General features: G+C 65.0%; 11 protein-coding genes. 9 read left to right on the forward strand and 2 right to left on the reverse strand.

What is annotated here, in order from left to right:
- The coding region (locus K675_RS30260; RefSeq protein ID WP_017901649.1) for an MATE family efflux transporter at window positions 1-699 on the forward strand (699 nt) is incomplete at its 5' end.
- Window positions 700-838: 139 nt separating this feature from the next.
- On the opposite strand, the gene K675_RS0101040 is transcribed toward K675_RS30260, so the two are convergent.
- On the reverse strand, window positions 839-2,509 hold the full coding sequence (locus K675_RS0101040) for a putative bifunctional diguanylate cyclase/phosphodiesterase (RefSeq protein ID WP_026144806.1): 1,671 nt from the start codon (window positions 2,507-2,509) through the stop codon (window positions 839-841).
- A gap of 266 nt (window positions 2,510-2,775) precedes the next feature.
- Here K675_RS0101040 and rep point away from each other — a divergent pair, with 266 nt between their 5' ends.
- Both rep and K675_RS0101050 read left to right on the forward strand, forming a co-directional pair.
- Entirely contained in the window at window positions 2,776-4,785 is a 2,010-nt protein-coding gene (gene rep, locus K675_RS0101045; RefSeq protein WP_026144807.1) for a DNA helicase Rep, read from the forward strand.
- A 171-nt stretch (window positions 4,786-4,956) separates the two neighbouring features.
- Window positions 4,957-5,529: a xanthine phosphoribosyltransferase gene (locus tag K675_RS0101050; RefSeq protein WP_017901652.1), complete on the forward strand. Its 573-nt coding sequence runs from the start codon at window positions 4,957-4,959 to the stop codon at window positions 5,527-5,529.
- Window positions 5,530-5,540: 11 nt separating this feature from the next.
- Here the strand turns inward: K675_RS0101050 and K675_RS0101055 are convergent, their stop codons facing one another.
- Window positions 5,541-6,212 carry a LuxR C-terminal-related transcriptional regulator gene (locus K675_RS0101055; protein ID WP_017901653.1) on the reverse strand — a complete coding sequence of 224 codons (672 nt, stop codon included), beginning with the start codon at window positions 6,210-6,212 and terminating at the stop codon, window positions 5,541-5,543.
- Window positions 6,213-6,498: 286 nt separating this feature from the next.
- On the opposite strand from K675_RS0101055, the gene K675_RS0101060 reads away from it, so the two are divergent.
- From K675_RS0101060 to K675_RS0101085, 6 genes are all read left to right on the forward strand, one after another.
- Window positions 6,499-7,062, forward strand: a complete 564-nt coding sequence (locus tag K675_RS0101060; protein ID WP_017901654.1) for a fimbrial protein — start codon at window positions 6,499-6,501, stop codon at window positions 7,060-7,062.
- A 61-nt stretch (window positions 7,063-7,123) separates the two neighbouring features.
- On the forward strand, window positions 7,124-7,888 hold the full coding sequence (locus K675_RS0101065) for a fimbria/pilus periplasmic chaperone (protein WP_017901655.1): 765 nt from the start codon (window positions 7,124-7,126) through the stop codon (window positions 7,886-7,888).
- A 20-nt stretch (window positions 7,889-7,908) separates the two neighbouring features.
- Window positions 7,909-8,694 carry a fimbria/pilus periplasmic chaperone gene (locus K675_RS0101070; protein ID WP_017901656.1) on the forward strand — a complete coding sequence of 262 codons (786 nt, stop codon included), beginning with the start codon at window positions 7,909-7,911 and terminating at the stop codon, window positions 8,692-8,694.
- A gap of 135 nt (window positions 8,695-8,829) precedes the next feature.
- Window positions 8,830-11,418, forward strand: coding sequence for a fimbria/pilus outer membrane usher protein (locus tag K675_RS0101075; RefSeq protein ID WP_017901657.1), 2,589 nt, complete (start codon window positions 8,830-8,832; stop codon window positions 11,416-11,418).
- Window positions 11,415-12,374 carry a fimbrial protein gene (locus tag K675_RS0101080; protein ID WP_017901658.1) on the forward strand — a complete coding sequence of 320 codons (960 nt, stop codon included), beginning with the start codon at window positions 11,415-11,417 and terminating at the stop codon, window positions 12,372-12,374. Before K675_RS0101075 ends, K675_RS0101080 begins: the two co-directional genes overlap by 4 nt.
- A 21-nt stretch (window positions 12,375-12,395) precedes the next feature.
- On the forward strand, window positions 12,396-12,905 hold the full coding sequence (locus K675_RS0101085; protein ID WP_017901659.1) for a fimbrial protein: 510 nt from the start codon (window positions 12,396-12,398) through the stop codon (window positions 12,903-12,905).
- Window positions 12,906-12,958: the final 53 nt, after the last annotated feature.

Below are 12,958 nucleotides of genomic sequence, written 5' to 3' on the forward strand. Positions count from 1 at the left end.
CTGCGCGAACTGTGGCGGCTGGGCCTGCCGATTGGCGGGACCTATGCCGTGGAAGTCGGCCTGTTCGCCTTCGCCGCCCTGTGCATGGGCACGATGGGCAGCACGCAATTGGCCGCGCACCAGATCGCCCTGCAGATCGTTTCGGTGGCGTTCATGATTCCTGCAGGGATTTCCTATGCCATCACCCTGCGCATCGGCCAGCACTACGGGGCCGGCCAACTGCTGGACGCGCGGCGCGCCGGACGGGTGGGGATCGCCTTCGGCGCGGCGACCATGCTGGCCTTCGCCATGCTGTTCTGGCTGGCGCCGAATCAACTGATCGGGCTGTTCCTGGACCACAACGACCCGGCGTTCCGGCCGGTGATCGAGTTGGCGGTCAGCCTGCTGGCGGTGGCGGCCTGGTTCGAGCTGTTCGATGGCACCCAGACCATTGCGATGGGCGCGATTCGTGGGCTCAAGGATGCCAAGACCACCTTCCTGGTCGGGTTGGGTTGCTACTGGCTGATCGGCGCACCATCGGCCTGGCTGCTGGCGTTCAACCTTGGCTGGGGGCCGACCGGGGTCTGGTGGGGGCTGGCGTTGGGACTGGCGTGCGCGGCGACCGGGCTGACCCTGGCGTTCGAATGGCGGATGAAGCGGATGCTGGGGAAAGGCGAGAAGCATGCATCGACTCAAGCGGCCATGAACGCCTCCCCTTAGGCGCAGGCTCTTGTGGGAGACGGCCGGGCGGCGCTCCGCTTGCTGGCGATTGCGCTCGATCGATCGCCACCTTGGCTGGCTGACACACCGCTATCGCCAGCAAACCGGCCCCCACAGCAAGATTGTTGCATCCATGCGCTCAGCAGACAGCCTGGATCGCCGGCTGGCTGGCGCAGGAGCTCAGGTACCGGGCCAGTTCCTCCATCGGCAGCGGCTTGCTGATCAGATAACCCTGCACCTGATCGCAGCCAAAGCCGTGCAACAGGGCCAGTTGTTCCGGCGTCTCGACGCCCTCGGCCACCACCTCCAGGTTGAGGTTGTGGGCCAGGTTGATCATGGCGTGGACCAGCTTGCGGTTCTCTTCACGCTGCTCCATCCCGCCGACGAAACTCTTGTCAACCTTGAGCAGGGCGATCGGCAGGCTGTTGAGGTGCACGAACGACGAGAAACCGGTGCCGAAATCATCCAGGGAAAAACGCACGCCCAAGTGCCCCAGGGCATCCATGGTCTGCTTGACCAGATCGCTGCGGCGCATCACCGCCGTCTCGGTCAACTCGAACTCCAGCCACTGCGCCTCGACCCCACGCTCGGCAATCAGCCGGCTCAGGGTCGGCAGCAACTGGCTGTCCTGGAACTGCCGGAACGACAGGTTGACCGCCATGTGCAACGGCCCCAGGCCACGCTCGCGCAGGTCCTGCATGTCCCGCAGGGCCCGGGAGATCACCCAGTAGCCCAGCGGCACGATCAGCCCGCTCTGCTCGGCCAACGGCACGAACTCGCTCGGTGGCAACAGCCCGCGTTCGCCGTGGCGCCAGCGCACCAGGGCTTCGAGGCCGACGATCCGGCCGCTGCCCAGGTCCAGGCGCGGCTGGTAGTGCAGTTCCAGCTCGTCGCGGCGCAACGCCCGGCGCAGTTCGCTTTCCAGGTCGGCGAGGCTGCGGGCATTGCGGTTGATGCGTTCGTTGAAGATGTTGAAGGTGCAGCCCTGGGTGCTCTTGGCCTGTTGCATGGCGATGTGCGCATGCCACATCAGCGGGTCGGCGCCGGCCTTGGCCCGGGCATGGGCGATGCCCAGGCTGCAGCCGATCAGCAGGCTTTCGCCGTCGACCCAATAGGGTTCGGCCATGACCTCGACGATCCGCTCGGCCATCCACTCGGCACGCTGCGGCGCCCGGCGCGTGTCGATCAGCAGGGCGAACTCGTCGCTGCCCAGCCGCGCCAGCTGGTCGCCGGCTTCCAACTGGCTCTTGAGGCGTGCGACCACTTGCAGGATCAGCCGGTCACCGGCCTGGTGGCCCAGCGCATCGTTGGCATGGCGGAAGTTGTCCAGATCGAGATGGCCGAGGGCCAGGCCGCAGCCGTCGTTCTCGGCCAGGCGCGCGGTCAGCAGGGTCTGGAAACCCTGGCGGTTGGCGATGCCGGTCAGCGGGTCCTGCTCGGCCAGGCGTTGCAGGGTGTTTTCCAGCACGCCACGTTCGTACACGTGGCGCAGGCAGCGACGCAGGGTCGCGGTATCCAGGGTGTCGCGCACCAGCCAGTCGCTGACGCCCAACGGCGCGACCTCGGGTTCATCATCGAGCAGCAGCACGGTCGGCAGGCTGCAACGCCCCGGCGCCGGCTGCAATCGAGGAACGGTCAGCAAGACCGCCGCGCGCTCATTATCGAAGAGGCCGCGGACCAACTCCCACGAAGTCGCACTGACCAGCATGGCCGTGCCCCCCAGCGGAGCGAGACACTCGCGCAACAACGCCGCCCAGGCCGGATCATCGGCCAGCAGCAGCAAACGCAAGGGTTCGACAGGCGTAGACAAGCTAGCTCCCTAGACTCTGCAAAAACATTGGCGAAAGGCATCATGACTCGCCGAGGAGCGATTACAATGCGAATGGTTCTCAGCCGCTACCTTATACCGCATAGGGTTGAACAATAGCCCGAAATTCCTTGCGCATCCTGCGGGAAAGTAACAAAACCGGCAAATTTAGATCGCCTATTGCATCACAATGTCGGAGAGTCGCGGCAGAATCCGTCCAGCCTGTTAAAATGCCCGCCCTTTTTTCGTAACAGACCTCTTACTCCGTCATGTCCCGACTCAATCCCCGGCAGCAAGAAGCCGTGAACTACGTCGGCGGCCCGCTTTTGGTGCTCGCCGGTGCAGGCTCCGGCAAGACCAGCGTGATCACCCGCAAGATCGCGCACCTGATCCAGAACTGCGGCATCCGGGCCCAGTACATCGTCGCCATGACCTTCACCAACAAGGCCGCGCGCGAGATGAAGGAGCGGGTCGGCACCCTGCTGCGTCCGGGCGAGGGCCGCGGCCTGACGGTGTCGACGTTCCACAACCTGGGCCTGAACATCATCCGCAAGGAGCACGTGCGGCTGGGCTACAAGCCGGGTTTCTCGATCTTCGACGAGACCGACGTCAAGGCCCTGATGACCGACATCATGCAGAAGGAGTACTCGGGCGACGACGGCGTCGACGAGATCAAGAACATGATCGGCGGCTGGAAGAACGACCTGATCCTGCCGGCCCAGGCCCTGGAAAACGCGCGCAACCCCAAGGAACAGACCGCCGCCATCGTCTACACCCACTACCAGCGCACGCTCAAGGCGTTCAACGCGGTGGACTTCGACGACCTGATCCTGCTGCCGGTGAAGCTGTTCGAGGACAACGCCGACATCCTGGAAAAGTGGCAGAACCGCGTGCGTTACCTGCTGGTGGACGAATACCAGGACACCAACGCCAGCCAGTACCTGCTGGTGAAGATGCTGATCGGCAAACGCAACCAGTTCACCGTGGTGGGCGACGACGACCAGTCGATCTACGCCTGGCGCGGCGCCCGCCCGGAAAACCTGATGCTGCTCAAGGAAGACTACCCGTCCCTGAAGGTGGTCATGCTGGAGCAGAACTACCGCTCCACCAGCCGCATCCTGCGCTGCGCCAACGTGCTGATCTCGAACAACCCGCACGAGTTCGAGAAGCAGTTGTGGAGCGAGATGGGCCACGGCGACGAGATCCGCGTGATCCGCTGCCGCAACGAGGACGCCGAGGCCGAGCGGGTGGCCATGGAAATCCTCACCCTGCACCTGCGCACCAACCGCCCCTACAGCGACTTCGCCATCCTCTACCGGGGCAACTACCAGGCCAAGCTGATCGAGCTCAAGCTGCAGCACCACCAGGTTCCCTATCGGCTGTCGGGCGGCAACAGCTTCTTCGGTCGACAGGAAGTGAAGGACCTGATGGCCTACTTCCGGCTGATCGTGAACCCCGACGACGACAACGCCTTCCTGCGGGTGATCAACGTGCCGCGTCGGGAGATCGGCTCGACCACCCTGGAAAAACTCGGCAACTACGCCACCGAGCGCAAGATCTCGATGTACGCCGCCACCGACGAGATCGGCCTCGGCGAGCACCTGGACAGTCGCTTCACCGAGCGCCTGTCGCGCTTCAAGCGTTTCATGGACCGGGTGCGCGAGCAGTGTGCCGGCGAAGACCCGATTTCCGCGCTGCGCAGCATGGTCATGGACATCGACTACGAGAACTGGCTGCGCACCAACAGCTCCAGCGACAAGGCCGCCGACTACCGGATGAGCAACGTCTGGTTCCTGATCGAGGCGCTGAAGAACACCCTGGAAAAAGACGAAGACGGCGAGATGACCGTCGAGGACGCCATCGGCAAGCTGGTCCTGCGCGACATGCTCGAACGCCAGCAGGAAGAGGAAGAAGGCGCCGAAGGCGTGCAGATGATGACCCTGCACGCGTCCAAGGGGCTGGAGTTCCCCTACGTGTTCATCATGGGCATGGAGGAGGAGATTCTCCCCCACCGTTCCAGCATCGAGGCCGACACCATCGAGGAAGAGCGGCGCCTGGCCTACGTGGGGATCACCCGCGCGCGCCAGACCCTGGCCTTCACCTTCGCCGCCAAGCGCAAGCAGTACGGCGAGGTGGTCGAGTGCGCGCCGAGTCGCTTCCTCGACGAGTTGCCGCCGGATGACCTGGCCTGGGAAGGCAACGACGACACGCCGACCGAAGTGAAAGCCGTGCGCGGCAACTCGGCACTGGCGGATATACGAGCGATGCTAAAGCGCTAGAATTGACCCTTTTACCCCCGCCCCACCCTGCCTGCAGGAGCGGGGCTTGCCCGCGAAGCTTTTCTCCTCAAGGGCCCTTTCGCGGGCAAGCCACGCTCCTACAGGTGGATCGGGTGATGGGACAACCACTATTATTTTTCAGCGCCAGAAGGCGCTATTCGAGGATGTTACGTGGAAGCACTGCATAAGAAAATTCGCGAAGAAGGCATCGTGCTTTCCGATCAGGTTCTGAAGGTCGACGCCTTCCTCAACCACCAGATCGACCCGCTACTGATGAAGCAGATCGGCGACGAGTTCGCCCGCCTGTTCGCCGACTCGGGCATCACCAAGATCGTCACCATCGAAGCCTCGGGCATCGCCCCGGCGGTGATGACCGGCCTGAATCTGGGCGTACCGGTGATCTTCGCACGCAAGCACCAGTCCCTGACCCTGACCGAAAACCTGCTGTCGGCGACCGTCTACTCCTTCACCAAGCAGGTGGAGAACACCGTGGCGATCTCCCCGCGCCACCTGACCAGCAGCGACCGGGTATTGGTCATCGACGACTTCCTGGCCAACGGCAAGGCGTCCCAGGCACTGATCTCGATCATCAAGCAGGCCGGTGCCACCGTGGCGGGCCTGGGCATCGTCATCGAGAAATCGTTCCAGGGCGGCCGCGCCGAACTGGACGCCCAGGGCTACCGGGTCGAATCGCTGGCCCGGGTCAAGTCACTGGCCGGCGGCGTCGTCACCTTCATCGAGTGAGTCACCCGGCTTCAGAAGCCCATCGCCCGTGAACCGTGCAGCGAACTGGACAACTTGAACAGTTCGCTGTCGTTCTTGATCCCCAGCTTGCGATAGGCCGATTGCTTCTGCGTGCTGATGGTATTGGCGCTGCGCGAGAACTTGGCGGCGATGCCATTGACCGACATGCCGTCGAGAAAGCAGCGCAACACCTCGCGCTCCCTGGGCGACAGCACCTCGCCGTGCCCTGCCGTGCAGACCGGCTCGGCCGCGCTCGCCACCTTGTGCACCTCCGTTTCCGAGACCGTCGCCACCTCGGCTGCCATCACCGGGTGCAGGTAGATCCTGCCGCGGGCCACCGTGCGGATCGCCGACGCCAGCCCCACCAGGCGCTCGCTCTTGCCGAAAAATCCCCAACTGCCCGCCCGTAGCGCCAACGAGACGGTGGCCGGTGTGTAGTGGGCCGACAGCACCAGCGGCCGGCAATCGGGATAACGCGCCCTCAGCGTACGGATCAGATTGATACCGTCGATCTCCCTGGGGCCGAGCATGAAGTCGATGACCAGGATATCGGGCTGACGGATGGCCAGCGCCGCCAGCAGCTCCCTGCTGGTGGAGTAGGAACCGATCACTTCCAGATCGGGCTCTTTCGACAACCACAGGACCGTACCGACCCGAATCAGTTCGTGATCGTCCAGCAGCATGACGGTATAGGAACCAGGGAGTGCACTTGTCATCTTTATTGTCCTCCTGAGAGAGAGTACGCGCCCACAGCCAAAGCCATGGCGAATGCCTACAGAACTTTCAGGCTTATAGCACCCGATATCGGAAGCGCATTTCGAGAAATATCGAAACTGCTGTGTTTCGAGTTATCTCGATGTTCCAAAGGTTTGCCTTGCGCGACAGTGGCGACCCGCCTCAGGCAGGCCAATCCCCTTCCCTGATGGTCTGCCGGCGGGAAAACAACTGAAACCATCTCAAGGTAACGCCATGAAAATCTCTCAAGTCTCCGCTGCCGTCTCCCTGGCCCTCGCCGCCCTGATCGCCTTGCCGGCCTCGGCCGCCAACGACGGCATCATCAATTTCAACGGGGTGGTACGGGACATCACCTGCACCATCGAGGGTGAGGCACCGGGCGGTGGTACCGTGGTCAAGAACGTCGACCTGGGGGGTGTCTCCGCAGCCCGCCTGGCCAACGCCGGCGATCGTGCCAACCTCACCGGCTTCAGCATCCGCGTCGGTGCCCCGGGCGAAACCACCTGCACCAATGGCCGTACGGCGATGGTCGCGTTCGACCCGACCAGCCCGGCGATCGACGTCGACACCGGCCGCCTGAACATCGATGACGGCGCGGACGCCGCCAGCAACGTGCAGGTTGAGGTGACCCAGCGCAATGGCACGCCAATCCACGTCTACACCGAAAAATCCGAGGGTGTGGTGATCGCCGACAACCAGGCGGTCATTCCGCTGGCCGCCCAGTACTACGCCACCGGCACCGCCGGCGAGGGCCTGGTCGCGACACGTGTCGGCTTCATGGTCGAGTACGCCGACTGACCTCCGCCAGGGGACCCGCAGCCGTCAGGCGGGTCCGTTCCTCCTCCCGAGAGTTGCCGCAATGAACAACATGGCTCGCCTGGGCAGGTGCCTCTGCGCCCTGCTGCTGACATCGCTGACCGCCGCCACTGTGCAGGCCGCCGTGGTCATCCACGGAGCCCGCGTGATCTACCCCGCCGAACAGCAGGAAGTGGTGGTGCGCCTGGAAAACAAGGGAGACCGTCCCTCACTGGTCCAGCTCTGGCTGGACAACGGCGACAAGTTCGCCACCCCGGCCACCGCCCGGGCACCGTTCACCGCCCTGCCGCCGGTGATGCGGATCGAACCCGGCCGGCAACAGGCTCCGCGCCTGCGCTACACCGGCGAACCCCTGCCGCGGGATCGCGAGAGCCTGTTCTGGCTGAATGTGCTGGAAGTGCAGCCGAACGCCATCAATGCCGGCGAGAGAAACCTGCTGGAGCTGTCGTTCCGCTCGCGCCTGCGGGTGTATTTCAGGCCGCAGGGGCTGCCCTATCCGAAAGGCGCCGCCGCCCCCAGGCTGAGCTGGAAACTGGTGCCCCATGCCGGCGGACACGCCCTGGAAGTACTCAACCCCACGCCGTATCACGTCTCTCTGGCCTCGGTCGAACTGGTCGGCAGGAACGGGCGTTACCCGAAGGCGCCCAACCAGCAGGCCGACGACAGCCTGCTGCTGCCCGCCGGCGACATCAAGCGCTTTGCACTGCCGACCCTGCGCACGCTGCCCGCCGGCGCCTTGAAGGTGGAATTCACCGCTGTCAGCGATCACGGCGCACGCATCAGCCACAGCGCCGATCTCACGTCCTGAAAAAGAGCCAGGGACCGCCCATGACTATCCTCAGATTTCAGCGCAAAACTGGCACTGGCCGGCTGTCGGCCCGGCTCGGCCTGCTCGCCCTGATGCTCACGGGCAGCCTCACCGCCCAGGCCAGCGTGGTCATCACCGGCACCCGGGTGGTGTACCCGGCGGACCAGAAGGAAGTGACGATCCGCTTCGAGAACAAGAACTCGAAACCGGCCCTGGTCCAGGTCTGGCTGGACAGTGGCGATGAAGAGGCGACACCGGAACAGGCCCGCGTGCCCTTTCTCGCCACGCCGCCGATCTTTCGCATGGAGCCGGGCCGGCAGCAGGTGCTGCGCCTGTCCTATACCGGCGAACCGCTGCCGAAGAACCAGGAGAGCCTGTTCTGGCTGAACATGCTGGAAGTGCCGCCCAAGATGCAGGCCAACGAAGAGGAGAGCCAGTTGCAGCTGGCCTTTCGAACCCGCATCAAGGTGTTCTTCCGACCGACGGATCTGCCTCTGGAAGTTTCCCAGGCGGCCGGGAAGCTGCGCTGGTCGCTGACCAGGGACGAACGGGGCCAGGCCCTGGAGGTGACCAACCCGACCCCCTACCACCTGAGTTTCGATTCGGTCGAATTGCTCACCGCGGGCCAGCGCCACACCAAGCCGACCGGCGAGAGCGCCGACGACAACATGGTCAACCCGCACGCCAGCAACCGTTTTCCCCTGCCGAGTCTGACCGCCGCGCCGGCCACCGACGCGCAGGTCGAATTCCAGACCATCGACGACTACGGGGCCCGGCACCTGCACAAGGTCCGACTCCGCCCCTGACCGACTGAATACCCGCCTGGCAGGGCCAGGACACCAGAACACGAGACATCCGTGCCCCATCCGCGATCCACAACGCGCGCTGGCCGGGCACGGCTTGCCCGAATTCGGCAACCCACACAGTTTGGAACCCTGACGATGAGCTCCAAGAGATCGCCCGAACCCATCGGGCCACGGACCCGCCCCTGTCGCCTGACCCGTGTGCTTCATGGCCTTTTACTGCTGGGCAGCGGCAGCGCACTGGCGGCGGACGAGGTCGAGCGGGTGGAATTCAACCCGGCGTTCTTTCCCGGGGGCGGCCAGATCGACATTTCGCGCTTCAACGAGGGCAACGTGGTCCTGCCGGGACAGTACCGGGCCGATGTCACGGTGAACGGCAACTGGCTCGGCCGCCAGGAGCTGACCTTCACCAGCGTCGAAGGCCAGAGCAGTGCCCAACTGTGCCTGGAACGCCCGCTGCTGCTGCGCCTGGGCATCGACATCGACCGAGTGCCGGCCAAGGCCGCCGAAGCCGGCGAGCCCGTGCCGCCGCCCCTGCCGGCAGAGCTGCACTGCGGTGCCATCGGCACCTACATACCAGGGGCCAGTACCCGTTTCGATGCCGGTGAAAGCCGCCTGGAGGTGCTGGTACCGCAGCTCTACCTGTCGCGCTCGGCTCGTGGCTACGTCAGCCCGGAGTACTGGGACCGGGGCGTCAACGCCGCCTTTGCCCGCTACAGCGCCAGCGGCTTTCGCAACAGCAACCAGGGGCGCTCGTCGTTCTCCAGCTACCTGGGCCTGCACACCGGCCTCAACCTGGAAGGCTGGCACCTGCGCCACAACGGCGCCTACAGCAGCAACCAGGCCGGCAGCAAGTACCAGAGCAGCGCCACCTACGTGCAACGGGAGCTGGCCGGGCTGCAATCACAATTGATGGCCGGCGAGATCTACACCAGCGGCGAGCTGTTCGACGGCATCCGCATGCGCGGCGCCACCCTGTCCACCGATGACCGCATGCTGCCCGACTCGCTCACCGGCTACGCGCCGATCATACGCGGGGTGGCCGAGACCAACGCACGGGTCAGCGTGCGCCAGCGCGGCATCCTGCTGGACGAAGTCACCGTGGCGCCCGGTCCGTTCGTGCTCAACGACCTGTTCCCCACCGGCTACGGCGGCGACCTGGAAGTCACCGTCACCGAGGCCGACGGCCGGCAGCGCCAGTTCATCGTGCCGTTCTCCTCCAACATCAACCTGCTGCGCCCCGGCTACAGCCGCTACTCCCTGAGCCTGGGCGAGATGGACGAACTGGGCATCGACAGCCAGCCCTGGCTGGCCCAGGGTACGTTCCAGTACGGCCTGAACAACCTGCTGACCGGCTACACCGGCGCGCTCGCTTCCGAGGGCTACCACTCCCAGCTGTTCGGCTCGGCGCTCAACACACCGGTGGGAGCGATCTCCCTCGACCTGACCACCTCCCAGGCCGAAATCCCCGGCCTGGGCAAGCGCCGCGGACAGAGCCTGCAGGCCCGCTACAACAAGATTTTCGCCAGCACCGGCACCGACTTCGCCCTGGGTGCCTTCCGCTACTCCACCGACGGCTTCCTCACAGCCCGCGACACCGCGCAACTGCGCGAGCTGGCACGCATGGGCGGCGACCTGGACCGCGTCGGTCGCCTGCGCGAGCGCCTGGACATCAGCCTCAACCAGAACCTGGAGCGCGGCTCGCTGTTCTTCACCGGTTCATCGCAGCACTACTGGAACCGCAAGGGCGGCGAGTTGAGCTTCACCGCCGGCTACAGCGGCGCCTGGCAGCGCATGAACTACACCGTCAGCGCCCAGCGCAGCCGCGACCTGCTGAGCAACCGCAGCAGCAACCAGATCGACTTCACCTTCCACCTGCCCCTGGGCCATTCCGACCGCGCGCCCAACCTGTCGAGCACGCTGATCCACGGCGACCGCCAGAACAGTGCCAGGGCCGGCCTGAGCGGCACCCTGGGCGAGCGCAACGAGTACAACTACGGCGCATCGCTCAGCCATGCCGACAACGGCATCGGCAGCAGTTTCAACGCCGACCTGCAATACCGCAGCCGCTACGCCCTGGCGTCCACCAGCCACAGCCAGGGCAAGGACTTCCACGCCCAGTCGCTGAGTCTGTCCGGTGGGCTGGTGGCCCACGCCGACGGCGTCACCCTGAGCCCGGAGCTGGGCGACACCATCGGCCTGGTCAACGCCCCCGGCGCGAAAGGCGCGTGGGTCGGCAGCAACACCCAGGTCGACGCCCAGGGCTACGCCGTGGTTGCGCATCTGACCCCCTATCGCCAGAACGTGGTCGAGCTCGATCCCCGGGACATGTCCCACGACGTGGAACTCAAGGCCGCTTCCCACAACGTCGCGCCCCGCGCCGGCTCGGTGGTGGTGATGAAGTACGAGACCAACAGTGGCCGCGCGGTCATGATCGATGCGGCGCGGGACGACCACTCCGCACTGCCGTTCGGCGCCGATGTGTTCGATGAGGAAAACGCCCATGTCGGCGTGGTCGGCCAGGGCGGCAAGGTCTTCGTGCGGGTTGCGCGAGATAGCGGCCAACTCACCGTCAAGTGGGGAGCGAACAGCACCAGCCACTGCCGGATCGACTACGACCTCGGCCCGCCGGACATCCGCGACGACTCACAGACCCTGCGTCAGATCGACGGCTTCTGCCAAGCCATCGACAGCCCGGAAAACCCGACTTCGCGAGACTCAGAATGAACGCTTCGATCAGCTCACTCGCCGTATTGGCCGTCAGCCTGTGCCTGCCCACGCTGGCCCAGGCCGCCTGCGACTACTACCCCAACAGTCGCAACGCCGCGACCTTTCCAGGCACCATCACCGTCCCGGCCAACCTGCCGGTGGGAGGGTTGATCGCCAGGGTCCCATTGAGCACGCCGTACCCTAGCGGCATCAGCCGTTGTACGGGCTCGATCCTGCAGCAGACGGTGGGACGCTACAGGGCGTCCGACTGGGTCAACCTGGGAGGAGGCATCGGTGTCTATCAAACCAACGTTCCGGGAGTCGGCATACGGATCCATTCGCTGATAGGCAACAATACTCCCTATACCTCGCCCCTCTTCAGCAGTACGACGACGCTCACGTATAGCAGCTTCGACCACTCCCTCTACTCGATGGAGGCGCAGTTCTACAAGACCGGCAACGTTTCGACGGGCACGGTCCCCGCCGGCAACCTCCAGCAGAACAACTGGGACGGACGGCTGATCGCCACGCTGCTGCTCAACAATTCGGTGCAGTTCGTCGCGCAAAACCCCACCTGCGACCTGGCCGCCGGCGACGTCAACCGTACCATCACCCTGAACAGGATCCAGCTCTCGAACTTCACCGGCAACTCGGCGGGCAAGTACAACTTCGAGATCAGCGCCAACTGCAGCAATGCCTCCAGCGTGACCTTCCGCTTCTCCGGCAGCCAGGCCAGTGGTGACAGCTATCGCTTCGCCAATACCGGCACCGCCCCCGGTGTCGGCATGTGGCTGTACTCACGCATCAACGGCGTCGAAGCCACCCTCCGCGCCAACGGCACCGACAGCGCCCGCACCGTTCCCACCAGCGCCAACCGGGCGGTCCTGCCGCTGGGCGCCGCCTACTGGAAGATCGGCACACCCGGCAAAGGCACCCTGGTCAGTTCCGTGACCGTCAACATCACCTACAACTGAACCCACAGAAGGACGTTCGCAATGAAAACCCCTCTCCTGGCACTCTCCCTGCTGATCGCCGGCGGCCTGACCACCGCCCAGGCCGCCACCACCGGCACCCTGACCGTGCGCGGTCAGATCGACGGCGGCACCTGCAACCTGGACACCATCGCCGCCGTCACGCTGCCGACCGTCAAGGTCAGCGATTTCGACTCCGTCACCTGGACCGGACTGAAGACGTTCAGCCTGAGCGCCACCTGCGACTCGGACATCAAGAATGTCACCTTCCTGTTCACCGGCACGCCGGCAACCGGCTCGCCTACCCACTGGGCCAGCACCGGCACCGCCGGCGGCATCGCCTCCGTGCTCCAGGCCCGCAACGGCTCGAACTACAACATTCCGGCCAACGGCACCGTTGCCCAACGCCAGCGCACCGTTGCGACCAGCGCCGGCAAGGCCACGCTGCCCATGGCGGCGCATTACATGAAGATCGGCGACGTCTCCAAAGGCACCCTGTTGACCACCGCGACCATAAGCATCACCTACCTCTGAAACACCGGCCACGCTGCGGCAGGACGCTGCAGCCAGCTCGTCACGCCAGAACG

This window comes from Pseudomonas fuscovaginae SE-1, from assembly GCF_000364705.1.
In the GTDB taxonomy this organism is placed as follows: Bacteria; Pseudomonadota; Gammaproteobacteria; order Pseudomonadales; family Pseudomonadaceae; genus Aquipseudomonas; species Aquipseudomonas fuscovaginae_A.

Bases quoted from the DNA above. Each gene is read 5' to 3' on its own strand.
- K675_RS0101070 (WP_017901656.1), top strand. From the start codon at position 7,909: ATGACTATCCTCAGATTTCAGCGCAAAACTGGCACTGGCCGGCTGTCG.
- rep (WP_026144807.1), top strand. From the start codon at position 2,776: ATGTCCCGACTCAATCCCCGGCAGCAAGAAGCCGTGAACTACGTCGGC.
- K675_RS0101060 (WP_017901654.1), top strand. From the start codon at position 6,499: ATGAAAATCTCTCAAGTCTCCGCTGCCGTCTCCCTGGCCCTCGCCGCC.
- K675_RS0101075 (WP_017901657.1), top strand. From the start codon at position 8,830: ATGAGCTCCAAGAGATCGCCCGAACCCATCGGGCCACGGACCCGCCCC.
- K675_RS0101080 (WP_017901658.1), top strand. From the start codon at position 11,415: ATGAACGCTTCGATCAGCTCACTCGCCGTATTGGCCGTCAGCCTGTGC.
- K675_RS0101085 (WP_017901659.1), top strand. From the start codon at position 12,396: ATGAAAACCCCTCTCCTGGCACTCTCCCTGCTGATCGCCGGCGGCCTG.
- K675_RS0101065 (WP_017901655.1), top strand. From the start codon at position 7,124: ATGAACAACATGGCTCGCCTGGGCAGGTGCCTCTGCGCCCTGCTGCTG.
- K675_RS0101055 (WP_017901653.1), bottom strand. From the start codon at position 6,212: ATGCTGCTGGACGATCACGAACTGATTCGGGTCGGTACGGTCCTGTGG.